Here is a 20,996-nt window from a genome sequence, read left to right as displayed (position 1 = left end):
GTTAGCCCTAACCCCACCGGTTGGCCATCGCCCGCTTTCCTGCTAACCGCGCCAGCTCTTGGTCATTTGCGGCGCGCTGGCGCGCGCCGCAAATGACCCCACCCATCTAGGGAAAACTCCTGCCCCCTCCTCGCGCACCTTCCCTAAAGCACCCAACTTGCAAACCGATTACTGTAGGCGATGCCTCTCCTCCGCCCCAGTCGCGCCGCCCTCGCCCTACGCCTCGCCTTCGCCAGCGCCCTCCTCGCGCTCGCGAGCCTGCACACCGGCTGCGCCTCCTCCGGAGCCACCGCCAAAGTCGCCCCACGCTCCAGCGTCACCCGCGACCACGCACTCTCACTCGCCCAACTCACCGCCAACGCCGTCGGCGGCCAGGTCTTCACCGTCGCCCCCACCGGCAGCATGAAACCCACCCTCGACGAAAGCAGCGTCGTCACCGTCGAGAAAGTCCCCTTCTCCGCACTGCGCCAGGGCGACATCGTCATCTACCGCAGCGCCTCCGGCGCCCCCGTTATCCACCGCTTGTATGAACAAAGCGGCGACGCCTGGCTCGTCCTCGGCGACAACAACCCTGCCATCGACCGCGAGGCCGTCCGCCCTGCCAACCTCCTCGGCCGCGTCTGCGCCATTTTCTACACCGCAGCCGGCACTCAAATCGATGGCCACGCCGCCCTCGCCCGGCGTTAAACGTAAGGACTTTCGGACACATTCTCCGAAAATTCCCTAAAGCTCCCGGGATTCGGCCGATAATAATGCAGGAGTAATAATACCTCTTACGCAGCCCTTTCCCCCTTCATGCCTACCATCGATCAAATCAGCGAGTCGGTCTTCCGGGAGACGATCAATCGCGCCGTTCAGGATGTTTTCAAAACGATGCTGGGCAAAACCGCCTCGCTCGCCGATTCCACCGGAGCCCTCGCCAACGCCGACGGCTCACCTTGGGCCCACCCCGTTCACATCAGCGGCCAGCACGTCGTCGGCACCGTCGGCTTCATCGGCGACATCAGCGGCCTCATCTACCTCTACCTCGAAGACAAATTCGCGAACGACGTCGCCAGCCACATGCTCGGCATGACCCTCGCAGAAATCGACGAAGCCGGCCACGAAGTCGTCAACGACGCCGTCGGCGAACTCACCAACATGACGGTTGGCACCTTCAAAAACCAACTCGCCGACAAAGGCTTCCCTTGCAAGTTGACCATCCCGTCTATCCTGCGCGGCAGCAACTTCTCCATCGAGCCCGTCAGCTCCGCCACCCGCCGCATCTACCGCTTCCAAGTCGGCGAACACCACATCGTGGCCGACCTCCTCATGAAGTCCGGCGAATGACCCGATCTTAAAAAAACAACCGCAGCCCTCATCGCTCACGCCCTCCGCCATGCGCTACAAAGTCCTTACCGTCGACGACTCCAAAACCGTCCGCATCATCGTCAAAAAAGCCTTCAAAGGCTATGACTGCGAAATCATCGAAGCCGCCAACGGCGTCGAAGGCCTCGCCGCCGCCTCGAAAGAGACCCCCGACCTCATCCTCCTCGACATCACCATGCCCGTCATGGACGGCGTCGAGATGCTCACCAAGCTCAAGTCCGACCCCGCCCTCAAAGGCATCCCAGTCATCATGCTCACCGCAGAAGGCGGCCGCGACAACGTCCTCAAGATCGCCAAAATCGGCGTCCGCGACTACATCGTGAAACCCTTCAAGGAAGAAGTCCTCGTCGAGAAATGCGGTCGCATCATCGACCTAAAGCCTCTCACCGAAGGCCCGCAAAAGGCCAAATCCATCTTCGATCCCGCCACCCTCCTCGTCGTCGAGGACAAACCCGCGATCATCCAGCAAATCCAGGAAGGTCTCAAGCACACCCCATGGAAGATCCACGGCGTGAATACGACTGGCGAAGGCATCGACTTCTGCTCCAAGAACACGCCCGACCTGATCATCATCAGCCTCTCCCTCCCCGAAGAAGCCGCCTTCACGCTCTTCCGCCTCATCCGCCAGAACGTGAAGACCAAGTACACCCCGATCTTCGCGCTCGTCGTGAAGACCGAGGCCGCCGCCCAGGCCCAGGCCCAGCAAGTCGGCTTCTCCTACATCATCACCAAGCCGATCGAGATCTCCGAAATGGAATCCAAGATCGCCAAGGCCATGAACCTCGACACCTCCCAGCGCTACTTCGCGGTGGACGGCGATGTCTTCGTCATGCGTCTCCCCGAAAATTGCTCCCAGAGCGTCGTCGGTGAAGTCACCAACTACCTCAAGCCAAAGGTCGCCGGCGCCGTGGACAGCGGCATCGTCAAGGCCGTCATCGACCTTCACGAGCTCAAGAGCCTCAACATGGCCGTCATCAAACTCCTCATCCAGGCCATGCAGACCTGCAAAGACCTCGCCCTCCAATTCACGCTCGTGGGCAACCCCCAGATCGTCTCCGAGTGCAAAGGCTTTGAAGACACCCGCACCTGGACCTTCCACGATTCCATCGCGGACGCCAAAGCCTCCTTCAGCCGCTCCGCGCAACCCGCCGGCGCCGCTTAAAAAACACTTCAGGCGGCCCCCTCACCGGTACGCCGCCTCCCTGCGAAAACCGCGCTCTCTCACCGGAGCGCGGTTTATTTTTTCACAAGTTTCTCCCCTCAAAAACACCTCCAGAAACCAGCCATCACGCCGATAAACTCAGCAGGACCATCCACGCGCATTTCCGCGCGGGGAAACGCACGGATTGCGACATGCCTTTATCAACCACAACTCTGCTTCGCTTCACCGCGAAACTCTCCCGCTGCCTTTCGCTGGCCCTGCTGCCCGCACTGGCCTCGGAGGCTCATGCCGCCGTTGTCGGCCAGCCCCAGCGCAAACAAAACGTCCGCGCCGCCCAGCCCGGTCTCGTGGATAAAAGAGGCGCCGTCCCCTACCTCGCCGCCCTCGCCCCGCTCCCTCTCCGTTTCGCCCGTCCCGGTCCCGAGCCCGCCTACGAGCCGCCCACCCCTCCCGAGCCCAAACCCGTCGTCGCCGCCATCACCCCCGACGCCAAACCTGAAAAACCCTCCGAGGAAAAACCCGCCTCCTCCTCCCCTGCGGCCAATAACCCCACCCCGCAACCCGAACAGCCTGCCGCCCCTGTATCCGAATTCTCAGAACCACTTCTCCAGCCTCCGCTCCCCATTCTCCCCGACGACACCAAACGCGAACTACGCGCCGAAGACGTCATCCCCTTCTTCATCTACCCCACCGCCCCCGCCTCCGGCGAAGCCCGCGTCAACGTCATCGTCCCCCTCAACACCAGCCAGTCGCAGTCCACCCCTCCACCGAGCTCCGCCACCTATCAGGAAAAATGAAACTGCGCCTGCCTCTCCTCCTCTCGCTCGCCGCCGCGCGCCTGTCCGCCTCCGAACACACGCCCGCCCCCGAAGCCCCGCACGCCGAACACGCCCCCGCGTCTCCAGCAGACGACTCGCCCGCGCCCGCCGCTACCGACGCTCACGCCGACACGCACACCCCCGCCCCCTCACCCGCCGCCGCTGAAGAAATCCTCAGCCTCCTCCGCATCGGCCAGACCAAGCTCGACCAGGGCGACTACACCTCCGCCGAGATAGCCTACCGCCAGGTCCTCAACGAAAACGCCACACGCAAACAGGACGCCGAGGCCCTCACCGGACTCGGCCGCACGTATCGGAAAAAAGGCGACTACACCAAGGCCGCCGCCGTCTACGAAAAATTTCTCAAGGAATTCCCCGAAGACCTCAACCTGCCCACCATCTACCTCGAACTCGGCCGCTCCCTCCGCGCCCTCGGCGCCTATAAACAAGCCATCGCCCGCTTCTACAGCGTCATCAACTCCACACTGAAACTTCCGGAATCCGGCCCCGACCTCTACCGCCAGCTCGCTCGCACCGCCCAGTTCGAAATCGCCGAGACGTATTTCCAATCCGGCGACTACCTCACCGCCAACCGCTACTTTTCCAAACTCAAACTCCTCGACCTCGCCCCCGAAGACCGCGCCCGCGCCCACTTCAAATCCGCCTACGCCCTCATCCAGGCCGGCGAAGACAAGTCCGCCGCCGCCACGATGCGCGGCTTCCTCGACCAAAACCCCGACGACGAAAACGTCCCCGAAGCCCGCTACCTCCTCTCCGATTCCCTCCGCCGCCAGGGCCAGATCAACGAATCCCTCCTCGTCGCCCTCGACCTCCTGAAGGCCGAATCCAAATACACAGAGAAGGACCCCAAACGCTGGGCCTACTGGCAGCGCAAAACCGGCAACCAGCTCGCCAACGAATTTTACGAACGCGGCGACTTCGGCTCCTCCCTCCTCATCTACCAGACCCTCGGCAAACTCTCCGCCGAGCCCTCCTGGAATCTCCCCGTCACCTACCAGATCGGCCTCTGCCTCGAACGCATGCAACGCTTCGACCGCGCCCGCGAATGCTACCAGAGCATCGTTGACAACGTGAAACCCGGAACGACTGATGGAGCCGCGCGGCCCGAGCTCGCCGACCTCGCCGAAATGGCGGCCTGGCGGCTCAACCAGCTCGCTTGGCTCCAGGACACCGACAAACAGCTCTCTCAGTTTTTCTCCAACGGCCAGGCCCCTTCCTCCACCTCAGTCTCCGCGCAAGCGCCCATCACCGCCCCCGCTCATGACGCCAACGGAAGCCCTCCGTCATCATCAAAACCTCTGTGACGAGCTCCACCAGCTCGCCCTCGAGGAAAACCGCTTCCTGAAACAAAACCAGCGCGTCCCCGACGCGCCACTCCTCGAGAAAAAACGCGCCCTCCTCGCGCGCCTCGACGAAAGCCTTTCCGCCATCAAAGCCGGAAACGCCGCAGCCTCCTCCGGCTCCCCCGCGCGCCCCGATCCCGACCGCTCCGAGATCATCGAGAAATCCCGCGCCAAACTCCTCCAGATCCTCCACCTGGACCGCGAGAACGAACAACTCCTCCTCCGCTACAGCCTCGGCGCCCGCCCCGCTCGCCCCGTGCAAAACGCCTCCGCACCCGTCTCTCCTGCAGCCACTGCCCCCGGCCACCTCCAACGCCTCTACGACCGCCACCGCTAACACACACGCCATCACAGTCTGCCATGCATCAGCGTACAGCAGACTTTCCTTCGGCCACCTTAATCCCTGAGTCACCTTCGTCACTGGTCATTGGTCATTCGGTCATTGATCATTTCCCCTCCCGCCATGCCTCCCCGCATCCTCGTCAACGAAGACTCGGAAATCGACTTCAAGCTCCTCCAGGCCGAGTTCAAACGCTCCCAGTTTGAATGCCAGCTGCGCCAGGTCGCCTCCCGTGACGAGTTCATCAAGGCCCTCCCCGAGTTCCTGCCCGACCTCATCATTTCAGACTACTACCTGATCGGCTTCAGCGGCCTCGACGCCCTCGAAATCCTCAAGCGCCTCCAGCCCGACACGCCCTTCATCATCCTCACCAACGCCCTCAACGAGGAAACCGCCGTCGAGTGCATGAAACGCGGCGCGACCGACTACGTCCTCAAAAATAAACTACCCCGCCTCGTCGCCACCTTGAATGGCGTTCTCGAACGCCGCCGCCTCGTCCTCGAAAACATCCGCATCCAGCGTGAGCACGAGCAGCTCTTCCGCCTCACCCCCGACCTCTTCTGCATGACGTCCCTCGACGGCGCGCTCCAGGTCGTCAACCCCGCCTGGCCCCTCCGCACTGGCTACACGCAGCAAGAGCTCATCGGCCGCCCGCTCTTCACGCTCGTCCATCCCGACGACCGCCACGCCCTCTCCTCCTGGTGGTCCACCCTCGTCTCCACCGGCCAGACCGCCGCCCCCTTCGCCACCGTCCACTCCGTCGCACCCACCGACTTCGAGTGCCGCCTCGTCCATAAGGAAAAAGGCTTCCGCAACATCCAGTGGAGCGCGAAACCCTTCCCCTCGGAAAACAAGATCTACGCCTACGGCCACGACCTCACCGAGCACAAACAAGCCGAGTTCGCCCTCCGCGAAAGCGAGTCCCGCTTCCGCCGCATGGCCGATTCCGCCCCCGTGCTTATCTGGATGTCGGATACATCCAAATCCTTCTTCTACTTCAACCAGCCCTGGCTCGACTTCACCGGCCGCCGCCTCGCCGAGGAAGTCGGCAACGGCTGGACCGATATGATCCACCCCGAGGATCGCGAGCACACTCTCCAGCGCTACGAGCAAAGCTTCAACGAACGCACCTCCTTCCGCTCCGAGTTCCGCCTCCAACGCTACGACGGCCACTACCGCTGGGTCGTCACTCACGGCACCCCGCGCCTCGACAACCAAGGCGTTTTCTCCGGCTACATCGGCTCCTGCTTCGACGTCACCGACCAGCACGAAGTCGAAGCCCACCTCGCCTACCGAGCCATCAAACAATCCGCCCTCGCCTCCTTCGGCCGCTTCGCCCTCGCCCACCACGCCTTCGCCGAACTCACCCAGGAAGCCACCCGCCTCGTCGCCGACACCCTCCGCGTCGAACGCTCCCAAGTCCTCGCCGTCGAGCCCGCCACCCGCGTCCTCACCCTCGCCGCCTCCACCGGCCCGGCCCTCGACGAACCCGCCATCCCCTACGGCCACGCCAGTCAGGCCGCCATGGAGGATAACCACCCCATCCATTTTTCCGATACGCCGGAAAATTTCCCCGGCGCTGGCGCCTTCACCACCCTCGGAGTCCTCTCCGGCATCGCCATCCCCATCGGCGCCGGAAAACTAGCCTACGGCTGGATCACCGCTCTCACCCGCGACGAACGCCTCTTCAGCCGTGAAGCCATCGACTTCATGCACGGCCTGGCGAACATCCTCTCCACCGTCCACCAGCGCGAAGTCGCCGAACACGCCCTCGTCGAGTCCGAGCAAAAACTCCTCCAGTCCCAAAAGATGGAAGCCGTCGGCCTCCTCGCCGGCGGTGTCGCCCACGACTTCAACAACCTCCTCACCGCCATCCGCTGCTACGGCGATATCCTCCACGACGACCTCGCCGAAATCGCTCCCGAGCTCCAGGCCAAGGCCGGTGAAATCCTCAAAGCCACCTCCCGCGCCTCCGCCCTCGTCCGCCAGCTCCTCGCCTTCAGCCGCAAACAGGTTCTCCAGCTTGAGTTTCTCGATCTCAATTTCGTCCTCACCGACCTCAAAGACCTCATCCGCTCCCTCCTCAGCGAAAACATCGACCTCACCGTTCAGCTCCCCGACGAACCCGTCACCATCGAAGCCGACCGCAGCCAGATCGAACAGGTCATCATCAACCTCGCCATCAACGCCCGCGACGCCATGACCCACGGCGGCGCCCTCACCCTCCGCACCGGCTGGCGCGACCTCTCCGCCGGCGAAGTCCCCGACCTCATGCCCGGCCGCTACTCCGTCATCTCCGTCACCGACACCGGCTCCGGCATGACCGAGGACGTGCAGGCTAAAATCTTCCAACCCTTCTTCACCACCAAACCCAAAGGCCGCGGCACCGGCCTCGGCCTCGCCACCTGCGCCGTCGTGATTAAACACTACGCCGGTGCCATCCGCTTCGACACCGTCATCGGCGAAGGCACCACCTTCCACGTCCTCGTCCCCCACACCGCCTCCCCCGCGCTCAACCTCGATTTCAACTTCGACGCCGAACCCGGCACCGGCACCGAATCCATCCTCCTCGTCGAAGACGACGAAGCCATCCGCAACGTCACCTCCGCCATACTCCGCTCCCTCGGCTACCAGATCTTCCCCTTCCCCGGTGGTGCCGAAGCCCTCGAATTCTGCTCCGGCCCCAACGCTCCCACCTTCGACCTCCTCCTCAGCGACATCGTCATGCCCAACATCGGCGGCCGCGAACTCGCCGAACGCCTCCTCTCCATGCGCCCGGGCCTCCGCGTCCTCTTCATGTCCGGCTACGTCGACGACCCCGTCATCCTCCAAGCCGTTCAAGAAGCCGCCGTCCCCTTCCTCGAAAAACCCTTCACCCGCGACATCCTCGCCCGCAAAGTCCGTGAAGCCATCGACCTCAAAACCGAGCACACCCGATGAACACCATTCATCCCGCGCTCCCACGCCACACGTCCCACCCCTGAAACATTTCCCAAGGGAAAATCCCCTCGACCGGCGTTTGACTGCACGTACCCCGTCACCCCGCCCACACCCCTCGGCCCATCCGGCACCACCAGCCTGTCCACCCGCCAACTACGCCCGAGCCTCTCTCATCCCCACTTTTCGCAATGAAGATCAAACACCTCCTCACCCTCACCCTGACCGCCCTGCTCGCCTTCACCGGCACCGCCGCCCACGCCGGCCCCGAAGCCACCGGCCCCTTCAAAAACCGCGACAACCCCAACCCCGACGACGACGGCGAAGGCTCCTACGGCATCCCCTACCAGCTCCCCACCACCGCCGAGATCACCGAGATCCTCACACGCGTCCACGGTTACATGGAGAAGAACACCTTCACTCGCGTCATCGATTCCAAGACCAAAAAGGAGATCACCGACTTCACCACGCCCGTCGCCACCGCCCGCGCCGACACCTCCTCCCGCTTCAGCCTCCTCGCCTATGAAATGGGCGTCGTGTATTCAGGCATGTTGTACGCCTCTGAGGTCACCGGCGACAAACGCTTCAATAACTTCACCGCCTCCCGCCTCCAGTTCATCCACGACCGCCTTCCTTACTTCCGCGCGGTCGAAGAGAAATTCAAACTCGAGCGCGCCAACTCCTTCCGCGGCCCCCTCGATCCCCGCGCCCTCGACGACTCCGGCTCCATGTGCGCCGCTCTCATCCGCGCCCAGATCGCCAAAGTCGGCCCCAATCTCCAGCCCACCATCGATCTCTGGTCCGACTACATCGCGAACAAACAATACCGCTTCCCCGACGGCACACTCGCCCGCCAGCGCCCCCAGGCCAATTCCCTCTGGGCCGACGACGCCTACATGAGCATCCCCGCCCTCGCCGAAATGGGCCGCCTCACCGGCGATAAAAAGTGGTTCGACGACGCCGTCAAAAACGCCGTCCAGATGGTCGATTACCTCTGGAACAAAGATAAGCGCATGCTCACCCACGGCCTCAACCTCCACAACCCCGACGCCCCCCACTTCCACTGGGCCCGCGCCAACGGCTGGGTCGTCGTCGCCCTCTGCGACCTCCTCGACGTCCTCCCGAAGGACCATCCTGGATACGAGCCCGTGAAGACCCGCCTCGTCGCCCTCCTCACCGGCCTCGCCGAATATCAAAACGGCCTCACCGGCCTCTGGCACCAGATGGTGGACCGCCCCGACTCCTACCTCGAGACCTCCGCCTCCGCCATGTTCGTCTACGGCCTCGCCCACGCCATCAACCACGGCTGGATCAGCGGCACCACCTACGGCTCCATCGCCCAGGCCGGCTGGATTGGCGTCACCACCCGCGTCACCAAAGACGGCGCCGTGGACGGCACCTGCGTCGGCACCACCTTCGCCAACGACCAGGTTTACTACTACCACCGCCCCGCCAACACCACCGCCCTCCACGGCTACGGCCCCGTCCTTCTCGCTGGCGCTGAGATGATCAAACTCATCAACAACCCCAAGTACCGCATCGATATCAAACTCCGCACCTACCACTACGTCCCCCTCGCCGGCGGCGAAACCAGCTACCGCGAACACTAAGACGGAGGGCGACTTATCCAAGTCGCCGGTTCGCCCTCATGCGCCCAGTCGCCGCGACCCTGCAAAAACTCCTCTCTCCGCCCGAAGGCCCGACTCTTGTCGGGCCTTCTTCTTTTCTAAAACCTTCCGTCATGTCCCCGCTCCACCGCTTTCTCGTCTTGTTCGGCTTTCTCGCCCTCTCCGCCGAATTACCCGCCGCAGAAATCACGCCCATTGACTTCTCCTCCGCCGGCTACGCGAACAACTCCACTCCGATCCCAGCCGTTCCTGGTCGCCTCGAAGTCTCCCCTCCCGCACTCGCCGCCGACGGCGCCCTCCACGACGCCACCCAACTCCTCCAATCCGCCCTCGACGCCATAGCTCAACTCCCCGTCCAATCCGACGGCTTCCGCGGTGCCCTCGTCCTCCGCCCCGGCACCTACAAAATCTCCGGCCAGCTCCGTATCCGCGCCTCGGGCACCGTTCTCCGCGGCCACGACGCCACGCTCATCGCCGCCGGCCAGGACCGCCGAACGCTCATCGACATCCGCGGCCGCGACGACCGCCAGCTCGGCCCCGCCCTCGCCATCACAGACCAAACCGCCCCCGCCGGCTCCTCTCAACTCACGCTCTCCTCTCTCGACGACCTCACCATCGGCCAACGCATCCTCATCCGCCGCCCCAGCACGAAGGAATGGATCGCCGACATCGGCATGGATAAATTTCCCGGCTCCTTCGCCGATCAACGCCTCCACTGGCACCCCGACACCCGCGACCTGGAATGGGAACGCACCATCACCGCCCTCAATCCCGCCACTAACCAGATCACCCTCGACGCCCCGATCACCACCACCCTCGAACAACGCTTCGGCGGCGGCACCGTCCACACCGTTACCTGGCCCGGCCGTCTCACCCACATCGGCATCGAAGGCCTCACCTGCGTCAGCGAGTACGACACCGCACAACCCTCCGACGAAGAACACGCCTGGATCGCCATCTCTCTCGACCACGTCGAAAACGCCTGGATACGCGACGTCACCGCCCGCCACTTCGTCAGCGCCGCCGTCTGGTTGGGCAGCGGCACTCGCGCCATCACCGTCCAGGATTGCCGCAGCGAAGCCCCCATCTCCGAAAACGCCGGCTGGCGCCGCTTCGCCTTCTACATCGGCGGACAACAAACCCTCGTCCAACGCTGCACCGCCGACAACGCCCGCGAAGCCTTCCTCGTCGGCCTCTGTTCCGCCGGCCCCAACGTCTTCCTCGACTGCACCGCGACCAACGCCCTCGCCGACAGCGGTAGCATCGAAAGCTTAGCCAGCGGCGCCCTCTTCGACGGCCTCGCGATTACAGGAGCGAGCTTAACCCCTGAAAATATAGGCCAACGATACCAAGGCGCGGGCATCGTCCTCGCCAACACGACGTATTGGAACTGCACCCTAGGAGAGTCTCCGTCGCTATTTGAAGCATACCAAAAACCGTTCTCGCTCTTCCTCGAGCAACTCGAGGCAAACAACAAACCCACCGCAAAACTCAGAGAGAGAATCCCCCTCCCCTCCGACTCCGCCCCAATCACCAACTACCAACTACAAACTACCGCCTCCTCCCGCCTCGCATCATCCGCTCTTACACCTCCGTCCACTGGTCATTGGTCATTGATCAATGGTCATTTCACCCGCGACAACGTCGCGGTGTTCGCCACCTCCTCCAGCAACGCCTGGTGGAAAGGCCAGACCATCCCCGCCCGCGCCAAAACCCTCGGCTGGCACTTCGCCCGCTGGGCCCCCGGCCGTATTGGCCCCGGCCTCACAGAAGACCTCGCCGAACTCGCCACCCGCCTCGCCGCCGCCGATCAACGCATCGCCCAGGTCTGGCCAGGCCTCTGGTACGATCGACGCCGCGACGACCACAAAACCGACACCCGCCCCGACTCCGAAGTCTGGGCCCCCTTCTACGAAATGCCCTGGGCCCGCAGCGGCACCGGCACCGCCGCCGATGGTCTCAGCAAATTCGACCTCACCAAATTCAACCCCTGGTACTGGAACCGCCTCCGCGACTTCACTCGCGAATGCTCCACCCGCGGCATCATCGTCTACCACCACTTCTACAACCACCATAACCTCGTAGAAGCCGCCGCCCACTGGGCCGACTTCCCCTGGCGCCCCGCCAACTGCCTTCAAGAAACCGGCTTCGCCGAACCGCCGCCCTTCAAAAACAACGGCTCGCGCATCGGCATCGTCGCCGACTTCTACGACGTCTCGAATCCCGTCCGCCGCGAACTCCACCGCGCCTACATCTTCCAAGGCCTCGATGTCCTCGCCGACGAACCCAACGTCATCCACACCGCCGCCTTCCAATTCGCCGGCCCACTCACCTTCCAGCAATTCTTCATCGACACCGTCGCCGACTGGGAAAAAGCCCGCGGCAAAAAAGCCCGCCTCGCGCTCAATACCAGCAAGTCCATCACCGACGCCATCCTCGCCGACGCTCCACGCGCCGCGCACATCGACGCCATCGATCAGCGCTACTGGCAATACCTCCCCGACGGCACCCTCTTCGCTCCGCACACCGACGGCGAAAAAGCCTTTCGCGAAGACCGCACCGCCGCCTTCGGCAAAGACCTCATCCCTCACGGCACGCCCGAACTCGTCTACAAACAGATCCGCGAGTACCGCGACCGCTTCCCCGAAAAACTCGTGCTCACCCACCACGCTGGACAAGGCCCGATCCCGATTCTCATGGCCGGCGCGTATCCGCTCCTAAACGACTTCTCTGCCGCCCAGCCCCTCAAAATCGACCGCGACGACCGCGCCCTCTTCTCCTTCCTCCGAGAAAACTTCACCGACGCCCTCCCCTCGCTCCGCCCAAGCGACAACATCTCCCCCAACGCCTCGGCGCTCACCGACGAAACCGCCCACACCGTCATCCTCTACTCCCCCTCCGGCGAAACCATCGCCCTCAACCGCCCGCTCTTCCCCCGTGCCCGCCTCGCTCTCTGGTTCAACCCCGCCACCGGCCAGACCCAGCTCGCCACTCTCGACGCCAACCCTCAGATGCGAAAACCCACCAGCGCCCCCTGGCTCCTCTTCGTCCGCTGATCCCGAACTCTTCCACAGACGGCGCACCGCGCTTGCCCGCGCCAACACCCGCCGCTTGCCTCGCCCTGTTGCATGACGTCCCCCACACGCTACGCCTGGCTCGCTGCGCTCCTCCTTGCGCTCGCCTTCATCGCCATCGATTCGGCGCAGCGCATCGGCTCCTTCGAAGAAATCTCCTCCGTCCCCGACGCCCTCGTCGCCTCGCCCACCACTGACGCCGCCTCACCGACAGGCTACGAAAACGGGCAGCGCCATCTCATCCTCCCGCGCTATGGCATCGACGGCTACCACTGGCTGATGCAGACGCAGCAGATGTTCGCCACCGGCGACGCGCGTATCCGGCACGTGGATTACGATAACGCCCCCGACGGTCGCGAAGTCCACTGGGCTTCGCCTTTCCGCTGGTGGCTCGGCCTCTTCGCCTGTATCGACCACGCGATCACCGACGCCCCCATCGGCCAGTGCGTCGAACGCGCCGGACTCTACGCCAACCCGCTGCTCCTCGCGGTCTTTCTCATCGCTCTTGCGCCCTACACTGCCCGACACCTAGGCGGCACGTTCTCCACCTGGCTCACCCTCGGCTCTCTCGCCGCCCTTCCCTTCGCCGACTACTTCGGCGCCGGAAACCCCGACCACCACGGCCTCGTCGCCGCCAGTGCCCTTCTCTCCGTCCTCGGCCTCCTTATTGCCGTCACAACTTCGAACGCCTCCTCCGCCCGAAACGCCACGATCCTCTCCGCCCTCGCCGGAGCTTTCGGCCTCTGGATCAGCTCCGCCAGCCAAGTCCCCGTTCTGCTCGCGCTCGGGCTCGGTTCGCTCGCGGCAGCTTGGTTAAAAAATCCCGCACACACGTCACCTTCACTCGCACCGTCGCCCGCTCTCTGGCGCCTCTGGGGCCGCATTGGAGCCGCAGCCAGCCTCGCCACCTGGCTCATCGAATACTTCCCCTCGCACCTCAGCTGGCGCCTCGAAGTGAATCACCCGCTCTACGCCCTCGCCTGGCTCGGCGGCGGCGAACTCCTCCGGCTCGCCTGGCTCGACCGCCGCCCAGCCACCTTCTTCCGCTCTCTCGCCTCGCCCACCGGCGCACTCTCGCTCCTCGCTGTCATCACGCTGCCAGCCGTGATCGTCCTCAGCGGCACCACCGTCTTCCGCCTGAGCAGCCCGTTCCTCTGGTCGCTACACCACGAATACATTTCTGAATTTCAAAACCTCCCCACCGTCCTCGCCCAGTCCGGCTTCGCGCCCACCGCCGTCAGCTACTGGCTCCCCTGGCTGCTCCTCCTCGCCGCGATTCCCCTCTGGAAAAAAACACCTCCCACCGCCCGCACCACGCTCCTCCTCGCCGCCGCGCCCGCGCTTATCTTCGCCTTCCTCGGCTTCAACCAAGCCCGCTGGAACGGCTTTGCCCAGGCCTTCCTCCTGCTCTTCCTCGCCACACTCCACCGCTCGCTTCCCGCACAAACCTCCTCACGCCTCTCCCCGCGACTCGCCCTCGCATTCGCCGCCTGCCTCGCACTCACCCCGCTTCTCTGGCGTTTCATCGCCCTCAACACCCAGCCGCACGGCGCTTCAAAAAACGACATCATCCAGCTCGCCAACCGCGAGGTCGCCCACTGGCTCAACCGCCGCACCGGCCCCGACCGCGCCGTCGTCGCCACCAGCCCCGGACTCTCCACCCCGCTCGCCTTCCACGGCGGCGTGAAAACCCTCGGCACTTTTTACTGGGAAAATCTCGATGGACTCGAAGCCTCCGCCTCGTTCTTCAGCGCTCGCAACGAAGCCGAGGCCCATCGCATCGCCCAGGCCACCGGCATCACTCACCTCGTGCTCGTCTCCTGGAGCGACTTCGTCGAGCCCTACGTTAAACTCATCCGCGGCCTGAAGAAAGACGACCCGGCACCCACGGATGCCTTCGTGCTCAATCTTCTGGATACAAAGACCCCGCCGCCCTGGCTTCGCCCCGTCCCCTGTGTTCTCCCTTCCAACCCCGGCCTCGATGACACCGCCGTCTTCGTCTACGAAGTCGTCCAACCCCAGTCGCGCGAAGAATCCCTCGCCCGCCTCGTCCAGTTCCTCATCGACACCGAAAACCTCACCCAGGCCGTCCGCTTCCTTCCCGCTCTCGAACAATACCCGCAATTCCCGCCCGCCCAGATCGCCCGCGCCCGCATCCAGCTCCTGCGCGAAGACAACGCGGCCTTCCTCGCCGCGATGCGCGAACTGCTTTTACTCTCCCCTCGATTCCCCGCGCTCGCCCTCGAAGACCGCGTGCAGCTCGCGCTACTCCTCGCCGTCGTCGGCGACGACACCAATGCCCGCCGCGAATTCTCCCGCTGCTGGACCCAGGCCTCCGAAAACGAATCCGCCTTCCGCAAACTCCCTCCCGCCTCCCTCGTTTATCTCCTCCAACAAAGCACCCGCCTCAGCCTCACGCCTCCCGCCGGACTGGACCGCCTCGCCCGCACCCTGCTCCCGCCTCAGTGGCTCGCGCAGCTCCAATAAAAAAATCGCCGCTCCAAAACGGAGCGGCGGCGTAAAAGACGAAGACGTCGTTCGCAGATGCCTGCGTGTAATCCGAGCGCCTCACCGCCCGCACCAGCCACCATCCACGGGCATCACGATGCCCGACAGATAATCGCTCGCGGCCGACGCCAGGAAAACGATCGCGCCATCCATGTCACCCGGCTCGCCCCAGCGATTCGCCGGGATGCGGCTGAGGATTTCTTTCGAGCGCACCGCGTCGGCCTGAAGCGCGGCGGTGTTATCCGTACGCATATAACCGGGGGAGATCGCGTTCACGTTCACGCCCTTCGACGACCACTCGTTCGAGAGCGCCTTCGTGAGCTGGCCTACCGCGCCCTTGCTGGCCGCGTATCCAGGAACCGTGATACCGCCGAAGAACGTCAGCAGCGACGCGATGTTGATGATCTTGCCCGAACCCCGCGCGAGCATGTGCTTGCCCGCCGCGCGGCACGCCGTGAACACGCCATCGAGATTCACGCCGAGCACCAGATCCCAGTCCGCATCGCTGTGATCAACCGCCGGCGTGCGTTTGATCAGCCCTGCGTTGTTCACGAGAATATCGAGATGTCCCTGCCAGGCGATCGCCTGGTCGATGAGCCGCTGCACGTCTTCGCGCTTGCCGAGATCAGCAGCGATGCCGACCGCGCGGCGTCCGAGTTTTTCCACTTCTGCGACAACCGCACCGAGCTTCGACGCATCACGTCCATTGATGATCACATCGGCACCAGCCTGCGCGAGCGCGAGTGCCATCGAACGGCCGAGGCCTTGCGACGAACCCGTCACAAGGGCGACTTTACCGGCGAGACCGAATTTCTGTTGGAGATAGTTACTCATGACTGATTCCAGAAAGATAGCGTTTTGACGTCGATGGGTTCGCTCACTTCAGCTCCGCGATCGGACACGCATCCATGTCAGAGAAGACCTGATTGTCGCCGCCCATCGCCCACACGAAACGATAAGAACCGGTGCCTACACCCGAGTGGATCGACCACGCCGGCGAAAGGACGACCTCGCGATCGCGCATGATGATGTGCCGCGTTTTCTGCGGCTCGCCCATGAGGTGGACAACCATCTGATCGGCGACATCGAAGTACAGGTAGATCTCCGTGCGGCGGCTGTGAACGTGTGGAGGCATCGTATTCCAAACGCTGCCCGGCTCGAACTCCGTGCAACCCATCACGAGCTGGCAGCTCTTCACGCCGTCGATGTGAATATACTTCAGGATGCGGCGGCGATTCGCCTTCGTGACATCGCCGATCGGATCGCTGGATACATCCGCCTTGCGCACAACCGTCGTCGGATATTTCGCGTGAGCCGGTGTGCTGATGAAGTAAAACGCAGCCTGGCCGCTCGCGCCGTTTTCAAACGTCACGTCCTTCTCGCCGAGCCCTACATACACGCAGTCGAGCGTGCCGAGTTCGTACTTCGTGCCGCCGACTTTGACCGAGCCCGGCGCACCGACGTTGAGGATGCCGATTTCGCGGCGCTCCAGGAAGAAACTCGTCCCGAGCTCCTTGTCATGCGGCAGACCGAGCGGCGCCGTCGTGGGCAGCGCGGCGCCGACGATCATGCGATCGAGGTCGGTATAGTGAGCGAGGACCTTGCCTGGCTGGAAGAGGCCGCCGATGTGGAAATGCGCGCGCAGTTCCTCAGTGCTCATGACGTTGGCCTGGGCAGGCGTTGGGAAGTAATGGAGTTTCATAGGTGAGTGATGCAGGACGGTGGTCGTTATTCGAGAAGCGGACGGCGCGTGAGAAACACCGCCCCAAAAAATGCGTTACCCGCGCGTCTTCATGTGCGACGCACGGGAGGACAGCGGTGTCATTTGATTATTCGCCGACCTTGACGGTGATGGGCGACTTCAGGCGCGTAGCGAAATCGGCGAGATACTTTTCCCAGCTTTCCTTCGTGGGAAAATCGCCCGCCTTCGTCCAGCCCGAGCCCGCGTAATAAGTCACCGGCTTGCCCGACTCCGCCTTGGCGAGCGCGAGCACGTTGAGCGTGTCTTCCGCGTAGCCTTCAAACTTGCCGCCCGGGATCAGCACCGCCGTGCCGAGCGCGCCGTTGGTTTTCTGGACCGTCCACTGAGCCAGCACACCAGCGGCTTCATTTTTGATGACTTCCACCTGCGGCTCCTGGCCTTTGTCGGCGTTATTTTTATTCAACCCCGTCGCGACGGTGATCGTGGGCGCGCCCTCAAACGTGAACGTGCTGTCGATCCGGTCGAGATTGTGCCCGGCATCGACCGTGAAGCGCTTCACCTCGGAAACCTTCACGCCATTCGCGTCCCACGAATCATAGCCGAGCTCGAAGATCGCCCGGATCGGCCCGTTCGCTATGATCTTCCACGTCTTGTAATTGCGACCGACAAAAAGCGTCGTCCCATCCCACACACCGGTGCCGCCGCAGCCGCGCGATTTGCCGACATTATACATGTCCATACCCTCGCCCTGGTCCTTGTGATAGTGATCGTGCCCCTTGTTGTACCAACGATCGACAATCGGGTAATCCACCCGCTTCGACCAGATATCGAGACCGCTCGTCACGAGCACTTCCTTCACCACACCCGCCGGAGCCGGCTCGCCCAGCGCCTGGCCATAAGTGCGGTGAGCGACCTTGTCATTCTCCCAACCAAAATCATCCAGCCGCTCCGGGATGTAGCGCGCGAAAGCCTTCTGCGGAAACACCGGCGAAACCACGTCCGTCTTCTCGATCGTGAACGTCGCCGACTTCTCTCCCGCCGCGAAACTGTGCTGGAAAATCAACTCACCGTAAGCCGCGCCCACATTCTTCGGATCCTTCGCCTGCGGGGCGACATTGGTGACCTGATAAGGGAGCACGTTGCCCGCCGCATCCTTGACCGCGATTTTTTGCAGATACGCATTCGGTAACGCCTTGTTCACCTCGCTCCACGGGATCGTGATGGTCTCGGACGGCCGCGCCGCATCGAGCGCATGCGTGACGGTCACCGTCACTTTATCAGCGGCGCACAACGCGCTGGCGGCAAACAACAGGGAGGAAATCAGGAAGGAGGCGCGGAGGTTTTTCATGATTAAAAAGACAGCGTTCGAACGAACGCATCCACGGTCCAGAAACCAAGCGTAAAGCGCAAGGACGGTCCGGCGCTCAGCCCTCTCTCAGCCAGCTCCGGCATCCTCACGCGCTGCGTAGGAACCCGCGCATCCAGTCAACGATGCCACCCGCATCCCCGTTGATCCGGCTCGATGACACTAAACGGTAAATTGCCCCGCCCGCTGTGATTTCCTCGAACCTGATCCGATAACAGGAATCCAAACCGCCGCTTAACAGCTAGGTTGCCTCCCTCCGCCTTTTAGATTTTCACAAATTTGCGACTACTTGGAAATTGCTCCCTCCATTTTCAACCACCCCACTATCGCCAGACCCATTATCAACGTGAGTACCACCCGTCTCCTCTCAAACACCCTCGTCCTCGGCCTGACACTCACCCTGTGCGGAGCGACCGCGAGCGTCGCCGCCACGGCCACGACCGACCCCGTTGGTTACAACACCATCTCTCTCCTCGCCAATTCCGACACCTACGTCTCGGTCCCCTTCCACCGCCCCGCCGCCTTCGTCGGCCAAGTCAGCTCCTTTTCGGGCAACGTAATCACCGTTGCAGGTACCCCCGGCTGGACCGCCAGCCAGTTCGTCTACGCCTCTGGAACACAGGCCAACACCTACTACGCCTTCATCCGCTCCGGCACCAAAGAAGGTAACTACTACACAGTCACCGCCAACGCCGGCAACACCCTCACCATCGACCTCGCCGGCGACACCCTCACCGGCCTCGCCGCCAACGACTCCATCAGCATCATCCCCTACTGGACCCTCGGTACGCTGTTCCCGGCAGCCGACGCAGGTGTGTCGTTTACGACGTCAGCCTCCCCCTTCGCAGTACAGACGTATGTTTTAATACCAAACTTGCAGGCCAGTGGAATCAATCTTTCAACCACCAGCAGCTACTTTTTCTATAATGGTGCATGGCGTTTGTTTGGCCAAGATCTCACCGTGAGCAGAAACGACGACACGTTGATTCCCGATACGTATTTCATCGTCCGTAATAATGCTTCTGCCGGTACTCTCACCCAAACAGGGAGCGTTCTGACGAAAAAATTTGTTACTCCGCTCCAAACTTACACAGGAGGTAAACAAGACAACCCTGTAGCTCTATTAAGGCCAGTCCCCGTTACTTTAGATGATTCTGGATTGGCTGCTAGTGGTGCTTTCTCAGCAAGCTCAAGTCCCCTGAATCTGTCCGATATTCTATTAGTTTTTGACAACACCGTTGCTGCCAAAAACAAGTCGTCCTCTGCCACCTACTACTACTACAACGGCGCTTGGCGTAAATTTGGAGCCGATGCTTCTCAAAATTTCGGCTCCACTGTTGTGTTTGGGCCCGGCACCGGTGTTCAGATCAGAAAAGCAACTTCATCTACGGGCTCTGCCAGCATTTGGACCAACTCCGCTACTTACTGAACTTCCATGAAAAAATCCTTTCGCTCAATCGCAGCGCTTCTTGCTATTTTTATCGCTGGGGCTTCTTCCTCATCTGCTTCGGTTACCCTTCTTTTAGGCGGCGGCGTCTTAAGAGACTCTTCCGGCACTGCCATGGCTAACGGAGGACTTGTGCTTCTCGTAGCAAGTACAACTGACAGCATTTTCAGTGCACCACTAACTACTGCTTCGACAACCGCTGGATCGTTTCTATCGGGTGACGACCTCATTCTCGGCGCATTTTCAGTTAGTTCATCTGCTTCTGGTGTAGCAGGCGGTTACACGAGCTCGGTCACTGTAAATTTCACCGGATCCTTAAATAACGGCGACCTTCTTCAGCTGTATTGGTTTCCGACGTTGACGACAGGTAGCTCCACTATCGGCTCAGGCACGTCTTATGGTGTGTATCGTACAGATGATGCTTCTTCTAGTAGCTCGGAAATAGCGTGGGCACTTCCTCCCGATGGACCGACTGTGGTACTTAACTTTTTGACTGTTGGGGCGGGCGGATCAATCGCCGACTCCCTCGGCAATGCCACCCTCACCACCGTCCCCGAGCCCGCCACCACCGTTGCTCTCCTCGGCGGTGCCGCCGGTCTCTTCGTCATGTACCGCCGCCGTCAGCGCAAAGCCGTCACCACGGCTCCCGCCGCCTGATTCCGCTTCGGCACCCGACGCCTCCACTCCTTCCAAACCGCGCCTTCACCGGGCGCGGTTTTTTTACGTCCTGCATACACGCTGCGCGCCGCTCTCCTCGCTGCCCCACCTCCACCAGTTTCCCCTCGAACTGTCCATTTTCGTGCATGAGTCCAAAACCGGTACACGATCCTTAAGTTGAACACCGGGCGGCCGATAAAAGAGGACCATTCATCGCTGAATCATGACGTCCCCACTACTCCGCTTCCTATCCCTGTTCACCTTCCTCGCCCTGGTCAGCCTCCCGCTGACCTCTGTGGCCGACGATACGATCTACACCAAAGTAGACGAAAATCCCGTCCCCGTTAAGACCCCGCCGCCCCGCTATCCCGACAGCCTCAAACGCGAAGGCGTTTCCGGCGTCGTCGCCGTCACCATCGTCATCGACGAAACCGGTGCCGTTGCCAGCACCAGCGTCGCCAAGTCCTCGCATCCCGATTTCGAACGCCCCGCGATGGAGGCCGTCGCCAAGTGGAAGTTCAAGCCCGCCAAGAAAGACGGCGCCGCCGTCAAAGTGAAGGTCACCCTCCCGCTGCGTTTCAGCGTCGAAGACTAATCCGCGCCCCCGCGTCTCTTCACTCCGTAC

General features: G+C 62.6%; 16 protein-coding genes. 13 read left to right on the top strand and 3 right to left on the bottom strand.

Annotated features, from left to right (window positions below; genetic code table 11):
* Window positions 1–180 precede the first annotated feature (180 nt).
* From CMV30_RS08960 to CMV30_RS08915, 10 genes are all read left to right on the top strand, one after another.
* The gene (locus tag CMV30_RS08960) at window positions 181–687 is read left to right on the top strand and encodes a signal peptidase I (RefSeq protein ID WP_096055703.1); all 507 of its coding nucleotides are present in this window, start codon (window positions 181–183) and stop codon (window positions 685–687) included.
* A 108-nt stretch (window positions 688–795) separates the two neighbouring features.
* On the top strand, window positions 796–1,329 hold the full coding sequence (locus CMV30_RS08955; protein ID WP_096055702.1) for a chemotaxis protein CheX: 534 nt from the start codon (window positions 796–798) through the stop codon (window positions 1,327–1,329).
* 49 nt (window positions 1,330–1,378) lie between these two features.
* Entirely contained in the window at window positions 1,379–2,530 is a 1,152-nt protein-coding gene (locus CMV30_RS08950) for a response regulator (RefSeq protein ID WP_096055701.1), read from the top strand.
* A 191-nt stretch (window positions 2,531–2,721) separates the two neighbouring features.
* Entirely contained in the window at window positions 2,722–3,327 is a 606-nt protein-coding gene (locus CMV30_RS08945; RefSeq protein ID WP_096055700.1) for a hypothetical protein, read from the top strand.
* Window positions 3,324–4,673 (top strand): tetratricopeptide repeat protein, encoded by a 1,350-nt coding sequence (locus CMV30_RS08940; RefSeq protein ID WP_096055699.1) that lies wholly within the window; start codon window positions 3,324–3,326, stop codon window positions 4,671–4,673. Before CMV30_RS08945 ends, CMV30_RS08940 begins: the two co-directional genes overlap by 4 nt.
* Window positions 4,630–5,049, top strand: coding sequence for a hypothetical protein (locus CMV30_RS08935; RefSeq protein WP_096055698.1), 420 nt, complete (start codon window positions 4,630–4,632; stop codon window positions 5,047–5,049). Before CMV30_RS08940 ends, CMV30_RS08935 begins: the two co-directional genes overlap by 44 nt.
* 126 nt (window positions 5,050–5,175) lie before the next feature.
* Window positions 5,176–7,992, top strand: a complete 2,817-nt coding sequence (locus tag CMV30_RS08930) for a response regulator (RefSeq protein ID WP_138223206.1) — start codon at window positions 5,176–5,178, stop codon at window positions 7,990–7,992.
* 188 nt (window positions 7,993–8,180) lie between these two features.
* Window positions 8,181–9,599, top strand: coding sequence for a glycoside hydrolase family 88/105 protein (locus tag CMV30_RS08925; RefSeq protein ID WP_096055696.1), 1,419 nt, complete (start codon window positions 8,181–8,183; stop codon window positions 9,597–9,599).
* Window positions 9,600–9,730: 131 nt separating this feature from the next.
* Window positions 9,731–12,673 (top strand): DUF6298 domain-containing protein, encoded by a 2,943-nt coding sequence (locus CMV30_RS08920; protein ID WP_096055695.1) that lies wholly within the window; start codon window positions 9,731–9,733, stop codon window positions 12,671–12,673.
* A gap of 72 nt (window positions 12,674–12,745) precedes the next feature.
* Window positions 12,746–15,178 (top strand): hypothetical protein, encoded by a 2,433-nt coding sequence (locus CMV30_RS08915; protein WP_096055694.1) that lies wholly within the window; start codon window positions 12,746–12,748, stop codon window positions 15,176–15,178.
* Window positions 15,179–15,259: 81 nt separating this feature from the next.
* Here the strand turns inward: CMV30_RS08915 and CMV30_RS08910 are convergent, their stop codons facing one another.
* The 3 genes from CMV30_RS08910 to CMV30_RS08900 form a co-directional block, all read right to left on the bottom strand.
* Window positions 15,260–16,033, bottom strand: a complete 774-nt coding sequence (locus CMV30_RS08910; protein WP_096055693.1) for a glucose 1-dehydrogenase — start codon at window positions 16,031–16,033, stop codon at window positions 15,260–15,262.
* Window positions 16,034–16,076: 43 nt separating this feature from the next.
* The gene (kduI, locus tag CMV30_RS08905) at window positions 16,077–16,901 is read right to left on the bottom strand and encodes a 5-dehydro-4-deoxy-D-glucuronate isomerase (protein ID WP_096055692.1); all 825 of its coding nucleotides are present in this window, start codon (window positions 16,899–16,901) and stop codon (window positions 16,077–16,079) included.
* A gap of 127 nt (window positions 16,902–17,028) precedes the next feature.
* Window positions 17,029–18,249 carry a DUF4861 domain-containing protein gene (locus tag CMV30_RS08900; RefSeq protein WP_096055691.1) on the bottom strand — a complete coding sequence of 407 codons (1,221 nt, stop codon included), beginning with the start codon at window positions 18,247–18,249 and terminating at the stop codon, window positions 17,029–17,031.
* Window positions 18,250–18,556: 307 nt separating this feature from the next.
* On the opposite strand from CMV30_RS08900, the gene CMV30_RS08895 reads away from it, so the two are divergent.
* The 3 genes from CMV30_RS08895 (at window position 18,557) to CMV30_RS08885 (ending at window position 20,966) form a co-directional block, all read left to right on the top strand.
* A complete protein-coding gene (locus CMV30_RS08895; RefSeq protein ID WP_175414796.1) occupies window positions 18,557–19,696 on the top strand; it encodes a TIGR02597 family protein in 1,140 nt (379 codons plus the stop codon).
* 507 nt (window positions 19,697–20,203) lie between these two features.
* Entirely contained in the window at window positions 20,204–20,371 is a 168-nt protein-coding gene (locus tag CMV30_RS19815) for a PEP-CTERM sorting domain-containing protein (RefSeq protein ID WP_175414795.1), read from the top strand.
* 223 nt (window positions 20,372–20,594) lie between these two features.
* Window positions 20,595–20,966, top strand: a complete 372-nt coding sequence (locus tag CMV30_RS08885) for an energy transducer TonB (protein ID WP_096055688.1) — start codon at window positions 20,595–20,597, stop codon at window positions 20,964–20,966.
* Window positions 20,967–20,996 lie beyond the last annotated feature (30 nt).

Origin of the sequence: Nibricoccus aquaticus, from assembly GCF_002310495.1 — a bacterium.
Lineage (GTDB): Bacteria > Verrucomicrobiota > Verrucomicrobiia > Opitutales > Opitutaceae > Nibricoccus > Nibricoccus aquaticus.
The sequence above is the reverse complement of the archived record's forward strand: the minus strand, read 5'-3'. Positions and strand labels throughout refer to the sequence as shown.

Bases quoted from the DNA above. Each gene is read 5' to 3' on its own strand.
- CMV30_RS08960 (WP_096055703.1), top strand. From the start codon at position 181: ATGCCTCTCCTCCGCCCCAGTCGCGCCGCCCTCGCCCTACGCCTCGCC.
- CMV30_RS08955 (WP_096055702.1), top strand. From the start codon at position 796: ATGCCTACCATCGATCAAATCAGCGAGTCGGTCTTCCGGGAGACGATC.
- CMV30_RS08950 (WP_096055701.1), top strand. From the start codon at position 1,379: ATGCGCTACAAAGTCCTTACCGTCGACGACTCCAAAACCGTCCGCATC.
- CMV30_RS08945 (WP_096055700.1), top strand. From the start codon at position 2,722: ATGCCTTTATCAACCACAACTCTGCTTCGCTTCACCGCGAAACTCTCC.
- CMV30_RS08940 (WP_096055699.1), top strand. From the start codon at position 3,324: ATGAAACTGCGCCTGCCTCTCCTCCTCTCGCTCGCCGCCGCGCGCCTG.
- CMV30_RS08935 (WP_096055698.1), top strand. From the start codon at position 4,630: ATGACGCCAACGGAAGCCCTCCGTCATCATCAAAACCTCTGTGACGAG.
- CMV30_RS08930 (WP_138223206.1), top strand. From the start codon at position 5,176: ATGCCTCCCCGCATCCTCGTCAACGAAGACTCGGAAATCGACTTCAAG.
- CMV30_RS08925 (WP_096055696.1), top strand. From the start codon at position 8,181: ATGAAGATCAAACACCTCCTCACCCTCACCCTGACCGCCCTGCTCGCC.
- CMV30_RS08920 (WP_096055695.1), top strand. From the start codon at position 9,731: ATGTCCCCGCTCCACCGCTTTCTCGTCTTGTTCGGCTTTCTCGCCCTC.
- CMV30_RS08915 (WP_096055694.1), top strand. From the start codon at position 12,746: ATGACGTCCCCCACACGCTACGCCTGGCTCGCTGCGCTCCTCCTTGCG.
- CMV30_RS08910 (WP_096055693.1), bottom strand. From the start codon at position 16,033: ATGAGTAACTATCTCCAACAGAAATTCGGTCTCGCCGGTAAAGTCGCC.
- kduI (WP_096055692.1), bottom strand. From the start codon at position 16,901: ATGAAACTCCATTACTTCCCAACGCCTGCCCAGGCCAACGTCATGAGC.
- CMV30_RS08900 (WP_096055691.1), bottom strand. From the start codon at position 18,249: ATGAAAAACCTCCGCGCCTCCTTCCTGATTTCCTCCCTGTTGTTTGCC.
- CMV30_RS08885 (WP_096055688.1), top strand. From the start codon at position 20,595: ATGACGTCCCCACTACTCCGCTTCCTATCCCTGTTCACCTTCCTCGCC.